This is a genomic window from Microbacterium sp., from assembly GCF_052102115.1.
In the GTDB taxonomy this organism is placed as follows: Bacteria; Actinomycetota; Actinomycetes; order Actinomycetales; family Microbacteriaceae; genus Microbacterium.
This window is the reverse complement of sequence record NZ_JBQDVP010000024.1, coordinates 1-22,499: the sequence shown is the minus strand read 5'-3', so window position 1 is coordinate 22,499 and position 22,499 is coordinate 1. Positions and strand designations below refer to the sequence as shown.

Below are 22,499 nucleotides of genomic sequence, written 5' to 3'. Positions count from 1 at the left end.
GCGAGGGCGCTCCGTGAGCCCGTCGAGTCGATTCCTCTACTCGCGCGCTCGAACACCGAGGTCGACAGCGGCCACGGAAAGGTAGAACGGCGACGGCACGACGGGCCGCTGTCCGCGCAGGATCCGACGCATGAGGAAGATCGGCCACTTCGGGGTGTCGCGCACGCCGGTCGTGTAGACGACGGTGCGGTCATGCTCGATGTCATGCAGGATGCCGGGGCCGTAGGCACCTCGAGCAAGGGATGCGGGGATGCCCGGCTCGCCGGTGTTCAGCACATGTCGTGGCTCAGACCATGCGGCGCGATCGGCGCTGAGCTCGGTCGCAGTACTCAGCCACAGGCCCTGCGGTGGGAATCCGCCGGTGCGATGCAGGTCTGACCCTCGCGCGAGCACCATCACCCAGCCGTCCTTCGTGCGCGCGATGGCGTTGTCGAAGAACCCTTCGCGTGATGTGGTGAACGCTCTCGGTTCGGACCACGACACTCCGTCGGCGCTTTCGGCCACCTGTATCTCGTAGTCCGGCAGCTCGCCCGGGCCGATCTCGTGCGGGTTCGCCTGGAACCACATGACGTAGCGACCGCGGTCGTGCATGATCATCGGCTCGAGCACACTGAGACGAGGTGCGACGCCCCGGATCATCGGCTCCCCGGTGCGCACCCATTCGCCGTCGATCAGTTCCAGCGCTCCGATCGCGTAGCTGCTGCGCGGACCGTACTGCTTCCGCGATCCCCGCCCCGTGTAGTAGATGCGCGCTGGCTGCTCCCCTGCGGCAGGCACGAACGACGGCGTATGCATTCCCTCGGCGTCCCACGCGTCTTTCGGCGGATCGGCTGTCAGCGCGCGGGCGCGACCGCGGTCGTCCAGGTCCATGCGCCACGACGCCGTCGCCGGGTCTGCCCCGTCTTCGAGGGTCGCGACGTACAGGCGATTTCGGAACGATGACGAGAACCCACCGAGAAACATCGTCGGGATGCCGTCGATGACGTGCACGTCGGGATCGCCCATGCCCAGCACACCGCGCGGCATGGGACCACCGACCATGTCCCACAAGGGGACGATGCCGGCGGGCGTAGAAGGATCGAACATGAAGACCTCCAGGGAATCGAACACGCCAAAGGCGCGGACTCCCCTGCGGATCAGGTAGGTCAATGCCGTCAGGTTACCACCCGTAAAATCGAGTTCATGCCCCGCCCGTCTGCCGTCGCGATCACGGCGCGCGTGCTCCTTGTTCCCTACGCCATCGCGCTGGCGCTGATCGTGTGGTTGCCGGACTCTGTCGCGTCGCGTGTGACGGGAATCGTGTTCCGCCTCGCGCGCTTCGTCGCGGAGCACGCGGGCGTCTCACTGTCGACCACGTATACGGTCTTCGAGTTCGCCGCGAACATCGCCCTGTTCATCCCGTTCGGTCTGCTGCTCGCTGCCGGCTGGCCGCGCACCAACGTGTGGTGGATCATCTTGATGGGGTTCTCGGCGAGCGCGACGATCGAGCTGGTGCAGACGATGATCCCTGGTCGCGTCACGACGCTGTCGGACGTGATTGCGAACACCCTCGGGACGATCATCGGATGCTGTGCGGTCAGGCTCTTCGCCCCGCGGCTTCGAAGTCAACCCGCGACGGTGTGAGACGTCTTACCTCGCGGAGCCCTATGTCTCCCCGTCGTGCCCGCGCTTGATGAGCCCGGCGGCGAGCAGCCCGAACGGGAGGCTCAGCACGAGCCACGCAATCAATACCAGCACCAGCCAGCCGGTTGCATCCATTGCAACTCCGTTCGATCTTCTCGGAATCGTAGCTGTTTCGCATCGACCCGCATACGGGGACTACTCCCCACCTCGCCGACCCTGACCGAGGGGCAGAGCGCAGACTCCTATGGTTGAGTCATGACCTCCTCTCTTCCCTCCGGCATGACTCGACGTGAGCTGCGGGAGCGGGCGGAGGCGCTGCAGAGCCACGCCGGTGACGAGCAGGTTCGCGTCCTCATGGTCTGCACTGGAAACGTCTGCCGCTCACCCATGGCCGAGGCTCTGCTGCGAGCGCAGGTGGACAGCCGAGCGGTGAGGATTCACAGCGCCGGGACGCGCGCGCTCATCGACAAGCCGATGACACAGGACGCGCAGGACCTCGCGATCGAGCACGGCGCTGACAGCGAGGTCGTCGAGAATCATCGAGCCCGCTGGCTGCTCGAGCCGATCGCCGACGATGCAGATGTCGTCTTCGCGATGTCACGCGAGCACCGCACGGCCGCGGTCGAGCTCGCTCCCCGCATGCTGCGCCAGACATTCACGATCCGCGAGTTCGCCCGGCTCGCGAGCGAACTCTCCAGCGACACGATCAAGAGCACAGCGGATGCCGCCGGCACCAGCCCCCGCGCACGCCTCGCTGCCGTCACTGCACTGGTGACCGAGCAGCGCGGCGCCACCGCACCGGTGCCACCCCACGAGGACGACATCATCGACCCGTATCGTCGCTCACGCGACACCTACGAGAAGTCCGCGGCGCAGCTCGTCCCGGCGGTCGACGAGGTCGCGCGGGTTCTGCGCGCTGCTCTCGGAGTTCTCCCGTCGATCGTCCAGTGAGCCGGTAGAGCGACTTCAGCAACGCGATTCGCATGCCGATGCACACGACGTCGATAGAGTGTGCCTCGTGTTGAAGAAGGCGAGAGCGTCGTCGTCGCCCGCGCTCCACTACTTCGGCGACAACCGCTGCCGATCCATCTGGCAGTGGCAGCTGATCATCGCACTCACCGTGGTGACGATGAGCGTCGGCGTCGCCCTGCTGGCCCCGACCCGGTTCAGCGACGGCCGCTTCAGCATCGGCGTCGTCGCCATCATCACGATCACGATGATCGCGCTCGCCGTGCCCTGGCATCGTGTCGGGCGCCGGGGCGTACTCGCCCTCCCGCTGCTGGATTCGGTCGCTATCGCTGCGATCGCACTCGGCGACACCGCGTCCGCCACCGTCCTGTGGGTGTTCCCGATCGCGTGGGTAGCGCTGTACTACTCGGTCGGCACGCTGATCGCGACCATCTCGATGATCGGCCTGCTGCGCCTCATCAACCTCTTCCTGCTCGGTCTCACAGTCGAGAAGATGATCAGCATGGTGATCCTCATGATCACCCTCGGGTTCGTCGGCGTCGTGATGGCGGTCGGCGCCCAACGCAATCGCTCATCGCGCCGCTTGCTTCGCAGCCAGTCCGATCGCCTCGCGCACGCCCTGCGGCGCGTGAACGAGCAGAAGGCGCGCAACCGGCGCCTGCTGGATTCGCTCGACATCGGAATCGCCCGCGTGGGCGCCGGCGGGCTTCTCGAGGTGTCGAACGAGGCCTTCCACACCATTTTCGAGCTCGAGGCCACGGGCCAGTCCCACCCGGCCCGGGCTGTCGAGTACCGCACCCGTCGTGGTGAACCGGTACCGGCGAGCCAGACGACGATCGCGCGCGCGTCACAGGGCGAGTTGTTTGCAGACGAGGTCGTCTGGCTTTTCGGCAGCGACGGTCAGTGGCGGGCGATCAAGACGTCGACGAGGCCGATCGATCATGGGATCGTCACCGGTGATGGCCTCCTGCTGCTCGTTGAGGATGTCACCGAAAGCATCGACCCCCGAGCAGGGCAGGATGCCACTCGCCGCACGATCTCACACGAGCTGCGCAATCCGCTCACCGCGATCCTCGGGCATATCGACCTGCTGCTGGAGCGCAAGGATCTGGATGGCGCCGTGCGCGAGCAGCTCGATGTGGTCGAGCATGCGGGGTCTCGGATGCAGCAGTTGATCGATCAGGCCCTGATGTCGCCCGGCAAGCGCGCAGACGAGACCGGCGTCGACTTCGACCTCGCCGACATCGCCCGCGCCTCGCTCGAGGCCTTCGCTCCCGCGGCGGATTCCGCCGGTGTCACGGTGACGGCTGAGTTCGACGAGCATCTCTGCCTGTTCGGCGATGCTTTCCGGATCCGCCAGGTGGTCGACAATCTCGTGAGCAATGCGATCAAGTACGCGCAGCGAGGAGGCCGGGTGACTGTGCATGGCTACCGTCCGACACCGGGCGAGACCGCTCTGCACATCGCAGACAGCGGAATCGGCATCGACAGAGAAGACCTTTCACGTATCTTCGAACGTGAGTTCCGCACCCAGGTCGCACGCGACAGCGGCATTCCCGGCACGGGGCTGGGGCTCAGCATCTCTCGCGACATCGTCGTCGCCCACGGCGGCCGGGTCGAGGTGGACAGCGACCTCGGTCAAGGCACCGAGATCACCGTCATACTGCCCGGGCCTCGTGAGACCCACAGTGAACTCTCTCGTGAAGGACTGCCCGCATGATCACATCCACCCTGGTGATGCCGGCCATCGCGATTTCCACCGTCGCGACCATCATCTACATCAGCCTCGGTTTCCTGCCGCGTCCATCCCGCGCGGGCGTGCAGTGGTCGGCGGCGTTCGGCATCGCGATGATCGGGTCGTACGTCTGGCTGACGCAGGACTTCGTGCATTCCGAACAGCTGTACGCCATCGGCTCCGGCCTCACGATCTCCCCCATGCCGCTGGTGTGGTCAGGGCTGCGCGCTTATCGCGGCCTGAACCGGCAGTTCGCGCCGCTGTCGATCTCTTTCGCCGTGGTGGCGCCGGCGTTCCTGCTGGCGAGCACGTACGCGGGGCTGTACGAGGTCGCGTACCGGATCCTGTTCTGCGCGGCCACGGTGTTCGCGGTGCTGATCGTCTTCGAGCTCGTGCGTCTGGGGCCCCAGCTGCGCGGCGAGGCGCTGCCGCTCATGGCCGTCTCTGCCGCATTCGTGGTCTTCGGAGCGTTCGTCCTCTTCAACGGCGTACTCGTCGCCACCGGAATCGTGGATGGCTCGGCGAGCACCGAGTTCTTGCGAACGTTCAATCTGATCGGCATGACCGTCTACCTCGTCTGTGCCCTGACCACCACACTGCTGCTCACCACCCGTGCTGAAAGCAGTCCCGCACCACACCACAACTTCGAGCGGACCGCGCGGCGCCGGCTGGAACGCGCTCGCGCAGCCGAAGACCAGTGGTGGTCGATGCTCGACATCCGCCTCGACGACCCGGATGACATCCGCCGTGCCTCCGCCGTTGCGGCCTTCAACGCGGTCACGGACAAGTTCGCGCGCGACGTCGACACGGTTTTCCCGGCAGATGCGGACATCGAGCAGATCAGACCCGACTGCTTCGTGGTGCTCGTGCCGCGACCGCAGGGCGGTGTGCGTGATCTGCTGACCGAGCTGCTCGAGCGCATCTCCGCTCCCGACAGCGTCCACGCCCTGCCGCTGCGCCTGTCGGCGAGCATCGGGTGGGCGCCGGTCTCGGCCGCGGGCTACGATTTCGACGCCCTGGTGGATGCCGCCTCGAAGGCAGCGGGCAGGGCATACGCCAGCGGCGGCGACAGGTGGGAGCGCGTACGTGCCGCGACGGAGTAGGCGCACACTCTGGCTCGTCGCCGCCGGCGCTGGTCTGCTTGCCATCGTGGTCGCGCTCGTCGTCGCGGTCGGTGCGGCGCAGCGCTGGTTCCACTCCGCCGTGGCGCAGGCGCCCGGCATAGGGACGGTCATACTCGCACCGACGGAGTCGAAGGCGCAGCAAGCGCTGGCGGATGCGACGCTGGATGCCGATTCCGCAGCCGCCGCTGAGCACCTGGCTGCGCAGCCGACGGCCTACTGGCTGACGCCCGAGCAGGATCCGCCAGGGGCGGTCGGCGTCACCATCGCGGCGCTGCTCGCGCAGGCACGCACCGAGAACGTGTCGCTGGCCATCGTGGTGTACGGACTCCCCGGCCGGGACTGCGGGAGCCACTCGGCGGGCGGGCTCGAGTTCGACGCCTACCGCGCCTGGGTGGCCGAGATCGATGCCGCGCTCGAGACTGCGCCCGATCTGCAGAAGATCGTCATCCTCGAGCCCGACAGCCTGGCGCTGGCCGCCGAATGCGGCAATCTCGACGACCGCGTCGCACAGCTGCGCGACGCGGTCGAGACGCTGACGGGCCCTGGCACCTGGATCTATCTGGATGGCGGCCACAGCGGGTGGCACTCGGCAGAGGAGATGGCATCCCTGATCGACGCCGTCGGCGTGAGCGACAGTATCCGCGGCTTCGCGACGAACGTCTCGAACTACCAGTCGACGCATGACGAGTTCGAATACGCGCATGCGGTGTCGGCGCACCTGGGCGGTCTGCATGCGGTTGTCGACACGTCGCGCAACGGCGCGGCGACGGCCGGTGCACAGTGGTGCAACCCCGCCGGTCAGCGGGTCGGCGAGCTCGGCGGCACCTACGGCGACGAGGTCGTCGACACGAATCTGTGGATCAAGCCACCCGGCGAGAGCGACGGACCATGCAATGGCGGCCCCGCGGCAGGGATCTGGTGGCCGGAAGGCGCCGCGACCCTGGTTGCGGATTAACGACCAAGGTCTAGGCGCCGTTATACTTTCGGCCAGTCCTCCCCCCGTGTATGCCTCGCCGTACATCCAGGCCCGCGGCGCATTGAGTAAAGCGCCCCGCCACTACGATCGGCAGTGGTCTGCAGCAGTTCGGGCGGTCGCGACTGCCAGCCTTTGAGGGAAGGAACCGGTACGTATGATCGACGCCCAATTGCCGAAGACCGCGGTCGTCGTCGAGGACGACCCCGATGTGCGTCATCTGCTCGCCGAGGTGCTCGAATCCGCCGGCTTCTCGACGATCTCGGTCGGCAACGGCATCGACGGTGTACGGGCGGTCATCAACTATCAGCCTCTGATCACCACTCTCGATGTGAACATGCCCGGCATCGACGGTTTCGAGGCGGCTCGCCGCATCCGCGCGCAGAGCGACACGTACATCATCATGCTCACGGCGCTGAATGAAGAGGCCGATGTCGTGCTGGGGCTCAGTGCCGGAGCAGACGAGTACCTGAACAAGCCGTTCCGTCCGCGCGAGCTGCGTGCCCGCATCGAGGCACTGTTGCGGCGTCCTCGCGGTGCCAGTGCGGTGTCGCAGCCTCGACAGGAGCAGTCCGGTCCGTCCTTTCCCGCCTACGGTCACCCGCAGCCCGTGGGCCATCCGACCGAACAACCCGAACCGGCGTATCAGTCAGTACCCGCCTACCAGGCTGCCCCCGAGCCCGGCCGCCAGCCCGTCTACGCGCAGCCCGCACCCGGCTACCAAGCCACTCCCGCGGCGGCTCCCGGCGTACCGAGCGCTACGGACCAGGACACCGTCGTGGCCGATGGCAATGCGACAGTCGCCGCGTCGGATGAGGCATGGGTGTCGCACCGCGACCTGCAGCTGAACCCCGAGACGCGCATCGTGCTCGTGCAGGAGCACGAGGTCGACCTGACCCGCACCGAGTTCGATCTGCTCTCTGCGCTGATGGAATCGAAGCGGCGGGTGCGCAGCAAGGCCGATCTCACGCTCGTGCTGCGGGGCGAGTCGTACGTGACGAGCTACTTCGTCGGCGACGCCGACAAGCGGGCGGTCGAGGCGCACATGACGAACCTGCGGCGCAAGCTCGGCGATTCCGCCGCGCAGCCGCGGTACATCGAGACGGTTCGCGGGGTGGGCTACCGGCTCACGTCCGCGCTCGCTGCCTGACAGCACAGCCGGATCCTCAAGGCCCCGCCCCGCTCACCCTGTCTCTCCCCAAGACATCGAGCAAGCGAGGCGAGGCGCGGCGTCCCCAGCCGTTCTGTAAACCGTGAAACCCGTCAGATCCTGCAACCCCGTCAGACTTTGCCGCCCCGTCAGACCTTGTACCCCTGGTGGCGGCGCAGCAATTTGAAGATCATCAGCACCGTCTGCACGACGGTCACGACGCCGACGACCGGCCAGCCGATCCAGAGGATCGCCGACTGCGCGACGGGGCCGAGCAGGCTCCATGCGACGGCGAGTGCGACGATGACGACGCCGAGCAAGATCAGCGGCATCCAGTGCCCGCTGCCGCTGCCGCGTTCGGCTTTGGCCTGCATCGCCCAGTTGTCGACCTTCTTGCGCGAGAGGAACCGGAACCACGACCGCATGAAGTGGCTGAGCCTGACCCACATGAACACCTCGGCCGGAATGATCAGGGCTGCGAAGAGCACGTCGCGGGCGTTGCGGTCTTTCATCGTCATGGCGATGCGCACGTTCAGCAGCACGGCGGCGACGGACGGCAGCAGCCACCACGGCGAGAACACGAACGCGTTGATCGACAGGGAGCCCGCGAGCAACGCGATGAAGGCGATGCGCACGAACAGGTTGGTGAGCATGCCGAAGTTCTCGAACCAGCGCAGGCGCAGGTTCGGGTGCAGGGGCTGTCCCTTCGTATCGCCGCGCTGACCGGGCCACATGAGCTCGATGGCGCCGTAGGTCCACTTGACCTGCTGGGCGTCGTAGGCGCGCAGGGTGGTCATGCCGCCGACGTCGGCGCGGGCGAACGGGCTGATCTTGGTGAGGTAGCCGGCGCTCTTGATCTGCAGCGAGAGCAGCGAGTCCTCAACCTCGCTGTCCTTCACCCAGGGCGTGCGCTGGTGGTTGGTCTTCATCACGTCGCGCAGGGCGTTGGTGGAGAAGATCGAGAACTGACCGCCGAGGACGGCCATGTTGCGCCCGCGCAGCAGGTTCTGCAGGTTGAAGGCGGCGAACTGGGTGCGCTGGCCGGCGATGAGAAACTTCGCGATCGTGCCCTTGATGGGCGCGGTGTCGATCGAGTAGATCGCGGAGATGCCGCCGATGCGGGAGTCTGAGACGGCTTCGGTCTCGAGGTACTCGACGGCGCGGGTGTCACCGAGCGTGTCGCCGTCGACGCCGAGCAGGTAGTCGTAACCTTCGACGAGCGAGTAGCCGTAGTTGAGGGCGCCGACCTTCTTGTCGGGATTCTTGCCGATGTCGTGGACGAACACCTCGGTGAACTGCTCGCCGAGTTCGGTGTGGATCTCGTGCGGGCCCGCGAACTCCGACGCGATCCGCACGGTCTTGTCGGTGGCGTTGTTGACGACGACGTGGATGACGTCGGGCACTCGGGTCTGCGCCAGCAGGGACTGGAGGACTCCGGCGATGGACGCCTCTTCGTTGTACGCCGGGATGATGCAGCCGATGGTCGAGCGGTGCACCGTGGTGCTCTCGAGCACGGCGGAGAAGTCGTCAGCGAAACCGGGAATCTGTTCGGCCTCGGGGTACGAGTCGTGATCGCCGTGCTGGGGACTGAGGTGTGTGACCTCGTTCACTTCGGGGAAGCGCGTCGCCATGGGTTGTCCTTCGGATGCCGGACAGCGGATGCTGTCGAGTGCGGGGCGCCCGGGTCAGCGCCCCGCAGATCGATACTCGCCGAGCAACCGCAAGGGCAGCACCGGTCTGCCTTCGCGCTTGCGCAAGATCTGCAGAGGTTTCGACTCGCTGCGCTCGCTCAACCCGTTTCGTCGCAGTCGCTGCGCTCCTTTGCTCAACGCCCCGCGGGTGCACCGCGCCGGCCGAGCACCGCCGCCCTCACTGAACGGCCCAGCCAGCCCGAGCACCGCGCCGGCCCGACCCCGCGGCCAGCCCCGACCCGCGACCACCGCTGAACCCGCGGCCAGCCCCAGCACCGCGCCAGCCCCGACCCGCGACCACCGCTGAACCCGCGGCCAGCCCGAGCACCGCGCCGACCCGAACCCGCGGCCAGCCCGAACCCCGTGACCGGCACCGGTCACGCAACAGGTCGGAAGCGTTTGGGTGGCGGGTCGATGCCACCGCACGCATAGCTGAGCGCCGTGCGCGATCGCATCGGGAAGGTCTCTCCCGATGAGTGATGAAGGATGAAATCCTCTTTGCCGTCGCGGGTGATCCGCCAACCGCCGTGATGCAGCGTCATGTGGTGATATCGGCACAGCAGGATCCCGCGGTCGATGTCGGTGTGGCCCTGATCCCTGTCCCACTCGTCGATGTGATGGGATTCGCAGTACGACGCCGGCCGGTCGCAGCCGCGCCAGCGGCACCCTCCGTCGCGGATCGCGAGCGCGATGCGCTGCTTCGAAGTGAAAAGTCTCTGCTCTCGGCCGACGTCGAGCGGGTTCCCGCACGCATCGACAGTGACGGGCACGAATCCGGTGTCGCAGAGATGCTGATCGGCGACGGCCCCGGGCACAGGCACCAGATGGTCTTCGCTGTGCGCGACGGGTGCCCGGCTGCCATCGGCCTCGACGACCTGCACGAGCCGGACACCCGCCTGACGCGTGCCGAACACGCTCTCGGCATCTGCGAGGGAGCCTGCCCGGATCACGTCCATGATCAGGTCATAGCTCAACTGTTCGTTGGTGCGCGGATCATCGACCAGCGATGCTGCCCGCTCCTTCTCGTCTGGGTCCACGAACCTGGGGCCGCCGCGGCGCGGACGGAGAGCCGCTGCCATCATCGCCTCGACGAACAGATCGCCCTCATCGTGGAAGGCCATGCTGGCGCGCTTCTGCCCGTCCTGACCCCGGTACATGCGGAACGACCTGTTCTCGAACCGCGCGAGGTACCGCTCCTCAGCGCCCTCCGGATCGAGCAGATCACGAACCATGCGCGCCTGCTGCCACAGCTCTTCCACCGTTCGCTCGGCGGCTTCGTCGACGAGCTGCCGCGCTGCCTGCGCCCACGCCGCATGAGCCTCGTCGCGCGCGTCTGCCCAGGCGTCAGCATCCATCTGGTCGGAATCGATCTCGGGCGGCTCTCCCAATCCGCGACGGATCGCATCGAACTGCGCCGAGGTCAGCTCGCCCTGCCGCAGTGCATCTCGCAAGGGCTGGAACCACGGGCCGGAATCGGGCCGCTCATCACGAGTGCTCTGCGCGCCCGAAGCGAGTTCCTCCCCGCGAGCAGATTCGTCCCGGAACCCGGAGCCACCGGCATCCTGCTCGTCGAGGAGCGCCTCGCCCACCCGCGCCGTGCGATTCGCCTCTGTCTTCGTCGACCCCGTGAGGTCTTGGATCAGTGACACCGCCGACCGATGCCCGCGCGCCGCCGACAGCCCCGAATGCCCGCGCTCGCGCTTCGAACGCACCGCGATCACACCGGCCGCGGCCACCTGGATCTTCTCCACCTGACGCGCGAGATCCGACGTCTCTTGCAGAACTCTCACGACGTCGGCATCCGTCATCAGCATCAACGATGCCTGCGCCGACTCCGCAACACCGACGTCTGCGCCGGACCCACACAGGGTGGGGATCAGCGCCGCGACGTCGGTGAAAGTTGACATACTTCATGCTCTCAGGCACCACCGACATTGGCTGCCGGTCAGTCGGCCGGCGGGTAGATCGCGACCGGCAGCACCTGATAGACCGTCTGCTGCTGGAACGAGGTGTCGTCGTTCGCCGTTCCCTCGACCGAGACGGTGAGCGCGAACTGCAGCGTGATGCCGTACGTGTCATCTGGCAGCTGATGGATCGTGGTCTGCGGCACGAACAGCCCGCCCTGGAAACTGTTCAGCAGCAGCCCGCGGTCAGAGCGCAGCGTGTCGGTCGGCACGAGCGTGCGCGGGTCGGCGCTGAACTGGAACGGACTGGACGACTGGTTCGAGGTCTGCGACGTCTGCGAGGTGATCGAGACTTGCGACAGGTACACGCGGCGCTTCTCGGTGAGCACGGCCTTCTCGTCGACGCGGTGGTCGTAGACGTTGATCGCGAACCCGAAGGACTTCTCTCCGATCGGGTTCCACTCCATGGTGCGCTTGGGATCGTAGGCCCAGACGTCGAGACGCACTTCGAGGTCTTCGGTGACGTCGCTCGAGAGCGAGACCGATCCGTCGCGAGTGAACTGCGATTCGAAGGCCAGATCTTCGGGCGCGGTGCTGGCATCCTGAGCGGGGGTGACCGGATTGACGTCCTGCGTGCGCTGCACGTCGTTGAACACGTCGACGATCTGCGCGCAGCCGGTGGCGCCGGCGACGGTCGCGAGGGCGAGGAGCGCGGCCGCACCTCTGGAGAGGGCACGTGCGCGACGAGCGGTCATGGTCACCCATTCTGAGGATGCTGGCGGAAGAGGTCTGAGGATGCTGGCGGAGGAGGTAGCAGGGTCGACCCGGAACCTGTCGACTCCCGTCACGCTAGCGGCACAGATCCGCGATCTTCGCCGCGATCACGCGGGATTGCGCTGATCTTGCGCTGATCTTGCGTTTCGGGCGTGCGGTGCTGCGGACCCTGCGCCCGTCGAAGCGGCCCCTGAGCCCGTCTAAGGGCGCTACTCCCCCGGCTGCGCGATCGCGACGGTCACGGTGTCGGTCGCGGTCTGCTTCGCGTACTCGCTGGAGGTCGGCGTCGTCTGCACGAGGAAGTCGTAGGTGAACTGCACGGTGACGTAGGTCGCGGCCGCGTCGAGGGCGCCGACGTTGAAGGTCTGCGAGTAGCTGTACGGCGAGAGCACGAGGTAGCCGGGGGCGACGGTGGCGGCGTCGGTCTGCGCCTCGAGCGGCGCGAAGGTCTCATCGGCGTTCGCGGGGATCGCGATCATCGACGCCTTCTGCAGGTACACCTTCTGGCCGTCGTCCGGAGTGACCGTGGTGACCAGCGAGATGCTGATGGGCTTGACGGCGCCGGCTGTCCAGCGGTCCAGCGACAGCGTCGACCAGTAGTCGACCTGGGCGGCGACGGCTCCGGCGGTGAGCTCGCGTGCGGTGCTGCCGCTGGAGAGGTCGTTCGGCACCGGTGGCGCGACAGTGACGCTCGCCGCCGGCGTGGGCGTCGCCTCGCCTGGCTTGTCGGCCCACGGTGCGGGCCCGCACCCGACGAAGACGATGGATGCCGCGACCGCAGCGACTGCGATGAATCCGCGCTGCGCGAATCGGCGTCCCATGTGTCTCCTTCAACCGACTCGTGCGGTCGTGCAGCAAGTCTATGGGGAGGAGCCGGGGCGAGCTTGTATGCCCTCACCACGCCCGGGCGCGTTCACACCAAGGAGAAGCCCGACCGGATGCTGGTAGCGTCAGCGCTTTGGCGGAACGTTCGCGAGCACGTCGGCTGCCTCGTGCTCCGTTAGCTTCCAGCGAGAATGTTTGCGGCGGTTGGGATATTTGGATCGCAGATAGTCGCGGACGACCTTACCCGGACGTGATTCATCCCTATAGCCGAGGAGCCGCGCAAGCTGTCTCGGCGTGTATTCGTCACCGTCGACGGGGCGAATTCCGGCGTCCATTGCCCCGCTGGGAGAACCATCGTTGCGGAGGCGATATGCGGGACTGACTCCCGCGGCTTCCGCGAACACGTGGATATCGAAGTTGGGGTCGTGGGTACGGAGCGCCTGCCCGACCACCCACACGACGTTCACCTGCACGGTGTCTGTCTCGGCGTCGGAGAGCTGTTCGCTCTGTGTGTGATCGATCTGGCGGTCGTGTCGTGCGCCGTCCGCGCGAGTATGCGCGTCTGACCAATCCTGTGCCTTGATTTCATCTGCGAGAGACTGTGCGATCGTGCTGAGCTTCATGTTGGCCTCCGATTGGCCCGTGTTGAACCTCGCCCCTACGGCGAGGGCCTCAGCATAGCTCGCCTGCAGCGACTATGGCTGTGGACATCCGCTGGCACTAAATCTGCGCCCGATCATAGCCAGCACGGCAGGTCCATCAGGCCCGTACTACTGAGGGGCACAAGACCGTCATCGAGACCGCGTAGGCGTGCGTAGAGGTCGCGCATCGCCTCCCGATCCGGGAGGTGTTCGCGTCCCGCCGCCTTCTTCAGCACCGAAAGAGTATCGATCAGCCGAACGGTTCCCACAGCAGATCCCGCGGTGCGCAACCGTTCAAGACGTGCCGCTTCGCGTGCTGCCATCCGGCGCCCGTCGCCGTCATCGATCAGCACGATCACGCTTTCGCCTCGCTCAGCCGCGACAACGGCATGCGCAACCACCATCGTCTCGCCGAGATCCTTGTTCGAGCGCACACGCTGCTCGATCGGCATTCCGGCTAATCGATGTACGGTGGCCGCCAACTCGTCCGTGACGTCGTCAGACAGGATCTCCAGCAAGCGCGACGGCAACTTGCTCATCACGCGCTCCGCGGAGGCGAACCGTTGGTCCCGGCGGGCCTTCCGCAGAATCTCCTTCTCTACGATTTCGGGGACCGCAAGCGGACCAAGCGTTCCGAAGAGCAGGCGTTCCTTGTTGAGCGAGAAGAAGTTGATGCCGGGGCCAGCATCCATGATGGGGCGCTGGGTCATGGTGAGGTGTCGTCATCATCCAGGCAACTCAGATCGACTACGACATCGGGCAGCTCGTCGAGTTCGAACTCCGATGCGGTCGGCACCCGGGGCACAACCCCGATCTCTGTTAGCTCAGCGACCACAGTGTCCGCGGACACCCCCCGCAACGTTGCGATGACTTGTGGGCCAACGACCCCCGCCGCGTAGCCCGCGATCGCTCGCGAGACGAGACCCTGTGGTGCCCTCGACCGATTCGAGTCGTCCTGCAGTGCCGCGTAGTAGTCGGTCCAACCGAATCGCGTCGCCAACTGCAGGGTACGGGTCTTCTGCCAGTTCGATGCTGCTTTCGGCGTGATGTAGTCGGCGTCGCGCATCGCGATCGCCGCCAGTGCAGGCGACACGAGGAAGCGCTGCACAACGTCGGAGAGAGTACTTTCCGAAACCTCCTGCGTGCCGCCGAGAAGATCTCGCACGCCTTCCATGGGGATGAGGAGATGCCGGGCGAACGCATCCGCACGGATCTCTTCTGGAGAACGCTCGCCCAGCTGCTCCGATCGGTCGTCGAACACGAGATGCGCAAGTTCATGCGCCAAGGTGCTGCGTTGCCGCATCGGGTTTCTACTGCGAGCGACCCCGATGAAGGCTCGGCCGCGTGCGGGGTCGCGCATGGTAAGGCCATGCTCGTCGGGGTCCGCGTCGAGGATAACCACGTCGTTACCGGTGGTCTGTTCGATCAGCGCGACGAGGTCACCGAGAGGCTGAACTCCAAGCCGGTGCTTCCGCCGGAAGTCGCGGGCAGCCTGTTCCGCTTGTTGCTCCGCTGCAGAAGGCATTATGACGCGAAGATGCCGTGGTCAGCGAGGTAAGCGTCCAACTCCATGAAATGCAGCAGTCGTTGCCGCATCGACCCCATGCTCGATCCATTGGTGGCTCGGGCGGCACATTGCACGCGACCGGCAACCGCGCTGCCAGTGAGCTGAGCGACGGTGCACCCGGTAGCGTCCGCGATCAAGATGATCTCAGTCATCTTTGCGGGCCGTCCACCAGTCAGGATGCGGTTCAGTGTGGCCTGCGAGATGTTAGTCCGGTCTGCCAGTGCGCGTTGCGAAAGTCCCGCGGTTGTGCGTGCACTTTCTATCGCTGCGGTCATGTCGTTCATCATCTGCACCCCCTGAATCAGTTCTTAAGAACTGATTCAGTCTACCGCGCTTGGAGCATGGAGGCTACCCCGATGGGCGAATGACACACAAGTACCGACGTAGCCGCATCACCGTCGCGCAATGAGTCTCGCCCGAGCGAAGGCTTCGCGGCACGTAGGGCGCCGACGACTGCGGTCGCCGTCTCGGCGAGGAACTGGTCCGAGCCGTTGCGCATTCGTCCGCCGGGCATGACCCGCGGGGAATCAGCTCGCGGCTCGCGCGCTATCCCATCGCTCCCGTCGCATCGTCTATCTCATCAACGCCGCAGGGCGTCGAACCAGCCACCGGCGATCAGGCCGATCGGAATTGCCGTCAACCACAGCACAAAAGACAGCGCCAGACGAAGTATCAAGAAGAGCAAGAAAAGAGGGAAGGCGAAGATGATCAGAAGCAGCGGTAGGGCGAAAAACCACTCAAAAACACCGTCGAACACGGTGTTTCTGATGCTGTAATAGAGTTCGCGCGCGAGCGGAAACATGAGTGCGTTTATCGCGATCAGTGCGATCAAGATCATCTCACCGATGTGCCTGACGCCACCGCGGTTCACGATCGAAAAGATCAAGAGCGCGGACCACACCGCGCCGATCATGAAACTGTAAATGATATTAGTCTCGACGATTCGGCCGTACGTTGCAGCGAACACAGGCTCTCCCTCTCTGAGGCCGGTACGGCCGGTCGCGGCCCCAGACCGCGCGGATACACGATCACGATGACGGTGTATTTGTATGAATATAGCGTGCCGGACGACTTCGCTAATACGAAGTGGCGGCTAAACTCCGAACATTCATGACGGCGCGGTAGAAACCGAATCCGAATCCGCCGGCATCGACGACGCCGAAGCCGTGCTGACCATCCCTCGCGGTGCCCACCGAGGCCGCTCCTGACGAACTCGGCTATACGATGAAGGCGCTTGATGAGCGCCGCGCGGGCGGCGCTTTGATCACGGTCAACCCAGCGGTCGCCGTTTTGCACGGCGGAGTAGAAGCCTGACGATGACCCACCACAGGAGAACCAATTGAAGACGGCGATCGCCAAGACGTTTTTATCCGCAGTGCCCATGCTCATTGCCGCGCTCACGCTCAGTGCGTGTGCGGCGCCTACTGATGCCGAACCAGCTCCGATTACACACAGCACGACAACGGCCACCCCTGCTCCCACTGTGAGCGCGTCCTCGACCCCCGTGGTCACCGAAGTGGCGATCGCGCCAGAACTCCAGGGCGAGGTCGACGCTCTGGTCGCAGGCGCTTCGATGCTGTATTACACCGCGAGCGAGGTGAACTTCGATGCGCCGTTCACCAAGGTTCTCACCACCGGCACCAGCGCTCTGGTGAAGATGCAGATCGAGGGCGTCGGCGACACGACGATTGAAGTCATGTATGACGGACCGCTGAGCGGCGACGACTGGTCGTTCATCGTCGATGGCACCACGGAACTGTCCACGTGGCAGGTGTCACGCAACAGCTTCTCGCCTGCGCCCGAAGATTACGTCACGGTGACCTTCGCACGGGATGCCGCACCCGCCGCGACCGGAAACGGAAAGTACGCAGGCGTGACCTTCAGCGGGCAGTAACCAGCACGACTTCTTACGGGTCTATCGCAGGATCATGGCGGCCGGAGGCGCCGCGCGCGCACTTGCCTGGTGGCGGTCAGCGCCCCCCATCTGCTCTTCCGCGCGCTCACGCTGCAGGAGCTCACGATGCCGATCATCGTGCGATTATTGCGCTGGGGCCCCCGCCAAGACCGGCGCCGCGACTGGCCGCATCACCGCCGCGCGATGAGTCCCGCCCGAGCGAAGGCCTCGAGGCACGTGGGGCGTCGACGGTTGCGGTCGACGGTCTCGGCGAGGAACTGGTCGAACTCCGCCGTCGCCGCGGCACCCGCTGATGCCGCCACGGCCCGCATGGCCTTGAGGATGCTGGCCGCGCTCCGGTAGTTGCGCTTGTCGGTGACGGTGAGCGTGTCGGTGATGATCTCACGGTAGATCGGAAGCGTCTCTTCCGGATGCGTGAGTGCCCGCTTCTCGCACAGGCTCAACCATCGGGCCGCATCGAGACGCGGGGTCAGGGCGTCGACGGCGTAGTCCCACGCCTCGTCGACGCGTCCCGCTCGGAGGAGGTACGAGACGAATGCCGACGCGTCCCGTTCCTTCAAGCGTGCCTCAGCAGCAGAGCGCTCGGCTTCCCAACGTCCGGCGCGCGTCGCGGTCTCCTGCAGCGAAGCGAATGACGTCGAACTCGGGAACCGCTCGAACCAGTCGCGGCGCAGCGCAACGGCGGCATCGGCATCTTCACGCGCGAACGCATCGTCGACGAGAAAGGTCACGAGCTTCTGATCCCAGCCCCGGCTGTCCATCGACACTCCGATGCGCGCGTATGCGACGGCCGCGTCGTGCAGCTCTGCCTCTTCGAGGTCAGAGACGATCCGGGCGGAGATCATCGCGTTGTCCGGTTCACCGCCGTTCGCTGCGACGATGGCATCCTGATCGCGGTCGAGAACGGCGAGGCGCGTGAGCGGATACCGACCATAGTCGCCCAAGTCGATGCCTGCGATCGCCTGACGGTACTGCTCGACGCTCTTCGTGCTGAGCGCCGGGGCGTAGGCGACGATGTCGGGATCGAAGAAGTCCTGCTTTCCGTCGTACCGGTACTTCACGATCCATTTGACCAGGCGCGTCTGCTCCGCCTGACTGAGGGCGGATTGCGATGCAGTTGCCGCGGTCGCGTGCGCATCGAGCAGCGTGCGCACGAGGTCGCCCTGCGCGCCCGACGAGTCATCGGACTTCAGGATGGCGCGCGTCGTCAGCATGATCGCTCGTTCGATGACAGGCAGGATGCTGGGCGCTGCACTTCGTGCGCGCTCCGCGAGAAGCTGAACGACGTCGTAGCATTCCGAGGCGTACGCGTTCGCCTGCCAGTAGTCGTAGAAGCGCCGATGCGGGGTGAGGACGCGGTCGACGATGCCGCGCAGTTCCGTCGGGTCGTCCGCGCGCGCGGCACGTTGCGCGTCGAGCCAGTCGTGCAGTGCCGGCATGCGGGTGCGCGCCTCATCGACGAGCTCACGCAGAATCTCATCGTCGAGGGTCGCGAGCCAATCGCTCAGGGCATCGGATGCTTCAGAAGACGTCACCGTCTCATTCTGCCGTTCGACCGGGCGCGACGAGCTGGTGTCGTCGTCGTTGAGGGCGATTTCGGCACGCATCGCATCGATGGGATGTCGCAATGGGCCGGGGAACACGCGGTGATTCTCATCAACGCGACGTTGCCGACTGACCGGAAACGGTTGACGATCGCGCATGAGCTCGGGCACCTGGTACTTCACAGCCAGTATGTCGACCTTGACGTAGAAGAGCAGGCCAACTGCTTCGCCGGGGAGTTCTTGATGCCGCCGCAGGTCATCGAGCCGCAGCTGACGAACCTGACTCTGGGGAAGCTCTCGGATCTGAAAACTGAGTGGGGCGTATCAATGCAGGCAATCTTCGAGCGTGCGTACCGCATGGGCAAGGCAACTGCGGATGAGCGTCAGAAGTTTTATCGACAGATGAACAGCCGAGGCTGGAAGACTCGAGAGCCAGGCAGCGACCTGCTCGCACCGGAGCGTCCAGAACTCGCTATTTCCGTCGGCCGGCAACTTGACCAGTCCGGGCTCACGCGCTCAGAGATTCAACATCTCCTCGGCACTCGCGATGAACAAGCGTCACCGTTCTATGCGCCCCGTCACGGCACGCTACGCGCGGTGTGAGCGGCCCGGCACTGCCTGCGTGCGGTGCGATGGACTTCGGCGATGGTTCGGATGCCGTCACCGGCGCGGCCTGGACGGCTCACACCTTCGCGGCGCCGGGCACCTACGACGCGACCCTCACAGTCACCGATGAAAAGGGACGCAGCGCTCAGGTCGTGGCATCGGTGACCGTCGTCGATGACACCGGAGTAGAGAAGCGGCTTCTTAGGGCTCTATCGCGGGGTCGGGCAGGTCTTCATCGTGCATCAGGTGATCGGCCTGCTCGTCCTCGTCGCGCTTCTCACGCCGCTCCTCGTCGATCACGTCGGAGTGTTCAGCATCGACCGGCTGCTCGTCGGGATGCGTGTTGGGGTCTGTAATCTCGGTCACCACTCACTCTTCGTCATGTCTCGGCACGTCATGTCTCGGCACGTCATGTCTCGGCACAGTCTCTTCGGGTATCGGCTCATCACCTTCGCGCAGATGTTCGTCGTTCTCGTCGAGTTGCTCGCGGGCTTCGCCGCTCGGGTCGTCGGGAACCGCCAGGTCGCCGCTCTCGCCGTCTGGGTCTCGTGGATCAGACATTCTCTCTCCGTCCTCTCATATGCGAGCAGGTTAGAACGGCGGATGCTGCGGACCTGAGGGGCTTGCGCCAACCGTGCAACAGCGGTTACGGAAGACCACGAGCGCAGAGCTCGTCGCGTAATAGAACGCTGTGCGGATCGTCTCTCTCAGTGGTGGCGCATCCACGGTGGATCGCGTTCATGCCGCGGTCTCGCCGCGTCACCAGCACGGTGGGGCCGGCCCCTCGTCGGCCTCACCGTGTGCCACCACTCGATCGCGGCTCGAATCAGGCACGCCGGCACTGCGGAGCTCGACCCCGGTGCTGAGGGGGATGCACCGGAGCCGAGTCCTACCGCGCGTTCGCCGATAACGGCGACCGTCCCCTGTGCCGGCTCTGCGCCGCTACAACTCCCCCGTCGTGCCGGCGCTCGTTCGGCTTGACGTGATCGTAGCCGTCGCGGAGCGACCACCGACACGGGGACAAACCCCCATCCGCTCACGCCTGGGAAGGGACTCACTCACAGCCGACCCCGTCTCCATCGCGGTCGAGCTTGCGGCTGTACCCCGGGTCACCCGCGTAGATCGGTGCGGCACCCGCAGCGCGCACCGCGTCGCAGTTCTCGTAGAAGGTCGTCGACGGCGGAACGGGCGCTGGTGCGGGTGGTTCCGGAGCCGGCGGCGGGGCAGGCGCGACCGGAACGGGCTCAGCGGGCACGGGAGCGACCGGCGCAGGCTCAGGTTCGGGCGCGAGAGCAACCGTCGCGTATCCAGACGTCAGCGCCGGCTCGTCCGGGCACGCCGAGAGCACCCGCACGATGGCGTCGTGCTCAGCCTGCGTGACCCAGAGACCGTAGGTGGCTTTGACCGAAACCTGACGCGCGACGTATTCGCAGCGGAAGCTCTTGTTCGACGGCAGCCAGGTCGCGGCGTCTCCGTCACCCTTCTGCGCATTGGCGCGTCCGTCGACGGCGAGCAGGTTCATCGGATCGTTCGCGAAGGTCGCGCGTTGATCGGCCGTGAGCGCCTGTGCACCCTTCTGCCAGGCGTCCGAGAGCGAGACGACGTGGTCGATCTGTACGAGCTCAGACGTCCCCTGACCCCGCGTGAAGTCGATGGTCTGTGCCGTGAACGGGTCATTCAGCACCCCCGAGGTGACCTTGCACGGCCCCGATCGGACGATGCCGGTCAGCTGCGCCGCAAGTGTGTCATTGCGGGTGTCGCATCCGTTACGGTCGACGTCGAGCCAGCGCTGACCGAACTGGTCGCGGTCGTAGCCGGTCTTCGCCGCACGCCCCTTGATGGGCAGCGTCTCGAGCACCTCAAGCGCGGTGCGTCCGTCCGTCGCGGATGTGTCGGTGACAGTGCCCGCGTCGCCGACGAAGGCGACAGGTTCCGCCTGGTCTTCGTAGGGCGTCGGCGACGGTGTCGGCGACGAGGGAGACGTCTCGATCGGTGGCGCGACCGCCGTCGGCTTGTCATCCGACGACCCATAGACCATGGCACTGATGTTCCCGGTGATGAGGAAACCCACGGCTGCAACGGCAGTGACGATCGTCGCCACTTTGCGGTTGCGGAATCGGAGCCAGGTCGAGGTGTTCTTCACGAGCGCGACGATTCCCGTGATGAGGACCATCAGCCACAGGGGTGCGAGGATCGGTGCGAGGATCAACCCGAGCACGAGCACGGCGATTCCGATGAGGATCCACCCCCAGATGGGCAGCCGACGTTTGCGCGCGACATTTATCGAGGCGGATGCCGCGGGTGGTGGCAGCACTGACGTCGACTGTGCGACCGAGTGCACCTGCGCAGTCCAGGTAGTGCCGTCCCACCAGCGCAGGTCGCCGTCGTGGACGGCAGAAGGGTCCGGGTACCACCCGGACGGCGGAGTCGATGTCATGTCCCCAGTTCCTTTGCGAAAGACGTTGCTGTGATCATTCAATCGCATATACAACGCGCTGTCGCGGGAGGTAGCTCCTCTTGCGATTCCTGAGGAGCCCCCAGTCTTCGCGAAACGCTCCCCCGATGCCGTCGCTACCCCAGCAGCGTCCCCACAACGGTAAGCAGCACACCCGTCCCGTTGTAGACGACGTGCACGAGCACGGCGGGCCAGATCCGCCCGGTGAAGACGACGAGCAGCCCGCATACGATTCCCACCAGCGTCAGGCTCACTGCGGCATCGGCCGACAGCGGCCCGGTCAGGTAGTGGGTCACGACGAACAAACCAGTGGATGCCGCGACCGCCACGAATCCGCCGAGACCGACGCCGGCACCATCGTTGCCGGCGAATCGTCGCACCAGTGTGAAGATCACGATGAGCAAGAGTCCGCGGAAGAAGAATTCCTCGACGACCGGTGCTACCAGCGCACCGCCCAACAGATCCTCGAGCCACCAGAAGGCAGGAAGCGCCCCGTCCAGCGAGGGATACGAAGGCAGTGCCCGCGAGCCCCCGAACACGACAGCGAGCCAACCCTGGATCACGCGCAGAACGCCGCCGAGCACGACAGCGTAGAGCACGTCGACCGCGCGAATCCGGAGCAGCCCACGCGGAATGCCGCGCCGATACGCAAGGACAACAGGCACGAGCAGCGCCACCCACAGCACGACAGTTCCGAGCACGCCGCCGAGAAAGAATCCGCCGAGCGCTCCAGCACCAAGCCCTAGCAGCGCCCAACCGAGCAATTCTGCGTTCCAGCGCCGCACAGAGGACCCGCCTCGCCACCAGGGGCGACGCCGCCGACCCCGATCACCTGCACGCGTTGGCGCAGCGGTCGAAGCAGAAGACGGAGTGGCAGACATCAGAGAACAGCGTACCGACGGAACGGAATCGTGGAACGGCTGTGGGACAATGAAGCCGCGTAACGAGAACCGACGAGAGGCACCATGGAGCTCAGCGACTACATCCGCATCCTCCGCAAGAG

At 65.8% G+C, this 22,499-nt stretch carries 24 protein-coding genes and 1 pseudogene; 10 read left to right on the top strand and 15 right to left on the bottom strand.

All coding sequences use genetic code 11. The features are described from left to right. Window positions 1-36: 36 nt before the first annotated feature. Window positions 37-1,149, bottom strand: coding sequence for a hypothetical protein (locus ACTICP_RS09205; RefSeq protein WP_441891627.1), 1,113 nt, complete (start codon window positions 1,147-1,149; stop codon window positions 37-39). Window positions 1,150-1,182: 33 nt separating this feature from the next. Here ACTICP_RS09205 and ACTICP_RS09200 point away from each other — a divergent pair, with 33 nt between their 5' ends. From ACTICP_RS09200 to ACTICP_RS09175, 6 genes are all read left to right on the top strand, one after another. Then, window positions 1,183-1,623, top strand: coding sequence for a VanZ family protein (locus ACTICP_RS09200; protein WP_441891626.1), 441 nt, complete (start codon window positions 1,183-1,185; stop codon window positions 1,621-1,623). Window positions 1,624-1,878: 255 nt separating this feature from the next. Continuing rightward, the gene (locus ACTICP_RS09195) at window positions 1,879-2,574 is read left to right on the top strand and encodes an arsenate reductase/protein-tyrosine-phosphatase family protein (protein ID WP_441891624.1); all 696 of its coding nucleotides are present in this window, start codon (window positions 1,879-1,881) and stop codon (window positions 2,572-2,574) included. A gap of 67 nt (window positions 2,575-2,641) precedes the next feature. After that, window positions 2,642-4,312: a sensor histidine kinase gene (locus tag ACTICP_RS09190; protein WP_441891622.1), complete on the top strand. Its 1,671-nt coding sequence runs from the start codon at window positions 2,642-2,644 to the stop codon at window positions 4,310-4,312. After that, the gene (locus ACTICP_RS09185; RefSeq protein ID WP_441891620.1) at window positions 4,309-5,430 is read left to right on the top strand and encodes a hypothetical protein; all 1,122 of its coding nucleotides are present in this window, start codon (window positions 4,309-4,311) and stop codon (window positions 5,428-5,430) included. The genes ACTICP_RS09190 and ACTICP_RS09185 overlap by 4 nt, the downstream gene beginning before the upstream one ends. After that, window positions 5,414-6,406, top strand: coding sequence for a glycoside hydrolase family 6 protein (locus ACTICP_RS09180; RefSeq protein ID WP_441891618.1), 993 nt, complete (start codon window positions 5,414-5,416; stop codon window positions 6,404-6,406). The genes ACTICP_RS09185 and ACTICP_RS09180 overlap by 17 nt, the downstream gene beginning before the upstream one ends. A 175-nt stretch (window positions 6,407-6,581) precedes the next feature. After that, window positions 6,582-7,574: a response regulator gene (locus tag ACTICP_RS09175; RefSeq protein WP_441891616.1), complete on the top strand. Its 993-nt coding sequence runs from the start codon at window positions 6,582-6,584 to the stop codon at window positions 7,572-7,574. Window positions 7,575-7,723: 149 nt separating this feature from the next. Here ACTICP_RS09175 and ACTICP_RS09170 read toward each other — a convergent pair whose 3' ends face one another. The 9 genes from ACTICP_RS09170 to ACTICP_RS09130 form a co-directional block, all read right to left on the bottom strand. Then, window positions 7,724-9,205 (bottom strand): glycosyltransferase family 2 protein, encoded by a 1,482-nt coding sequence (locus ACTICP_RS09170; protein ID WP_441891614.1) that lies wholly within the window; start codon window positions 9,203-9,205, stop codon window positions 7,724-7,726. A 437-nt stretch (window positions 9,206-9,642) separates the two neighbouring features. Then, on the bottom strand, window positions 9,643-11,172 hold the full coding sequence (locus ACTICP_RS09165) for an HNH endonuclease signature motif containing protein (RefSeq protein WP_441891612.1): 1,530 nt from the start codon (window positions 11,170-11,172) through the stop codon (window positions 9,643-9,645). Between the two features lie 38 nt (window positions 11,173-11,210). After that, window positions 11,211-11,924, bottom strand: coding sequence for a fructose 1,6-bisphosphatase (locus ACTICP_RS09160; RefSeq protein ID WP_441891610.1), 714 nt, complete (start codon window positions 11,922-11,924; stop codon window positions 11,211-11,213). A gap of 228 nt (window positions 11,925-12,152) precedes the next feature. Further along, on the bottom strand, window positions 12,153-12,764 hold the full coding sequence (locus tag ACTICP_RS09155) for a hypothetical protein (protein WP_441891609.1): 612 nt from the start codon (window positions 12,762-12,764) through the stop codon (window positions 12,153-12,155). Between the two features lie 129 nt (window positions 12,765-12,893). Continuing rightward, on the bottom strand, window positions 12,894-13,391 hold the full coding sequence (locus ACTICP_RS09150; RefSeq protein ID WP_441891607.1) for a hypothetical protein: 498 nt from the start codon (window positions 13,389-13,391) through the stop codon (window positions 12,894-12,896). A gap of 113 nt (window positions 13,392-13,504) precedes the next feature. Further along, window positions 13,505-14,101 carry a hypothetical protein gene (locus ACTICP_RS09145; protein WP_441891605.1) on the bottom strand — a complete coding sequence of 199 codons (597 nt, stop codon included), beginning with the start codon at window positions 14,099-14,101 and terminating at the stop codon, window positions 13,505-13,507. A 14-nt stretch (window positions 14,102-14,115) separates the two neighbouring features. Then, window positions 14,116-14,769: an ImmA/IrrE family metallo-endopeptidase gene (locus ACTICP_RS09140; RefSeq protein ID WP_441891604.1), complete on the bottom strand. Its 654-nt coding sequence runs from the start codon at window positions 14,767-14,769 to the stop codon at window positions 14,116-14,118. A 164-nt stretch (window positions 14,770-14,933) separates the two neighbouring features. Beyond that, a complete protein-coding gene (locus ACTICP_RS09135; RefSeq protein WP_441891657.1) occupies window positions 14,934-15,251 on the bottom strand; it encodes a helix-turn-helix domain-containing protein in 318 nt (105 codons plus the stop codon). Window positions 15,252-15,556: 305 nt separating this feature from the next. After that, window positions 15,557-15,889, bottom strand: coding sequence for a hypothetical protein (locus ACTICP_RS09130; protein ID WP_441891602.1), 333 nt, complete (start codon window positions 15,887-15,889; stop codon window positions 15,557-15,559). A 272-nt stretch (window positions 15,890-16,161) separates the two neighbouring features. Between ACTICP_RS09130 and ACTICP_RS09125 the strand changes: the two genes are divergently transcribed. Next, window positions 16,162-16,290: a hypothetical protein gene (locus ACTICP_RS09125; RefSeq protein WP_441891600.1), complete on the top strand. Its 129-nt coding sequence runs from the start codon at window positions 16,162-16,164 to the stop codon at window positions 16,288-16,290. 169 nt (window positions 16,291-16,459) lie between these two features. Continuing rightward, window positions 16,460-16,870, top strand: coding sequence for a hypothetical protein (locus ACTICP_RS09120; protein ID WP_441891598.1), 411 nt, complete (start codon window positions 16,460-16,462; stop codon window positions 16,868-16,870). 191 nt (window positions 16,871-17,061) lie between these two features. On the opposite strand, the gene ACTICP_RS09115 is transcribed toward ACTICP_RS09120, so the two are convergent. After that, the gene (locus tag ACTICP_RS09115) at window positions 17,062-18,498 is read right to left on the bottom strand and encodes a hypothetical protein (RefSeq protein WP_441891596.1); all 1,437 of its coding nucleotides are present in this window, start codon (window positions 18,496-18,498) and stop codon (window positions 17,062-17,064) included. Window positions 18,499-18,510: 12 nt separating this feature from the next. Here ACTICP_RS09115 and ACTICP_RS09110 point away from each other — a divergent pair, with 12 nt between their 5' ends. After that, window positions 18,511-19,038, top strand: a complete 528-nt coding sequence (locus tag ACTICP_RS09110; protein WP_441891594.1) for an ImmA/IrrE family metallo-endopeptidase — start codon at window positions 18,511-18,513, stop codon at window positions 19,036-19,038. 29 nt (window positions 19,039-19,067) lie between these two features. Next, window positions 19,068-19,196: pseudogene (locus tag ACTICP_RS09105) on the top strand (PKD domain-containing protein); the annotation flags it as partial. Window positions 19,197-19,242: 46 nt separating this feature from the next. Here the strand turns inward: ACTICP_RS09105 and ACTICP_RS09100 are convergent. The 4 genes from ACTICP_RS09100 to ACTICP_RS09085 all read right to left on the bottom strand — a co-directional run bounded on the left by ACTICP_RS09100 (window position 19,243) and on the right by ACTICP_RS09085 (window position 22,281). Continuing rightward, a complete protein-coding gene (locus tag ACTICP_RS09100; protein ID WP_441891661.1) occupies window positions 19,243-19,407 on the bottom strand; it encodes a hypothetical protein in 165 nt (54 codons plus the stop codon). Window positions 19,408-19,410: 3 nt separating this feature from the next. After that, on the bottom strand, window positions 19,411-19,602 hold the full coding sequence (locus ACTICP_RS09095) for a hypothetical protein (RefSeq protein WP_441891592.1): 192 nt from the start codon (window positions 19,600-19,602) through the stop codon (window positions 19,411-19,413). Between the two features lie 493 nt (window positions 19,603-20,095). After that, window positions 20,096-21,478, bottom strand: coding sequence for a GmrSD restriction endonuclease domain-containing protein (locus ACTICP_RS09090; RefSeq protein WP_441891590.1), 1,383 nt, complete (start codon window positions 21,476-21,478; stop codon window positions 20,096-20,098). 134 nt (window positions 21,479-21,612) lie between these two features. Continuing rightward, window positions 21,613-22,281 carry a CPBP family intramembrane glutamic endopeptidase gene (locus tag ACTICP_RS09085; RefSeq protein ID WP_441891588.1) on the bottom strand — a complete coding sequence of 223 codons (669 nt, stop codon included), beginning with the start codon at window positions 22,279-22,281 and terminating at the stop codon, window positions 21,613-21,615. Between the last annotated feature and the right edge of the window lie 218 nt (window positions 22,282-22,499).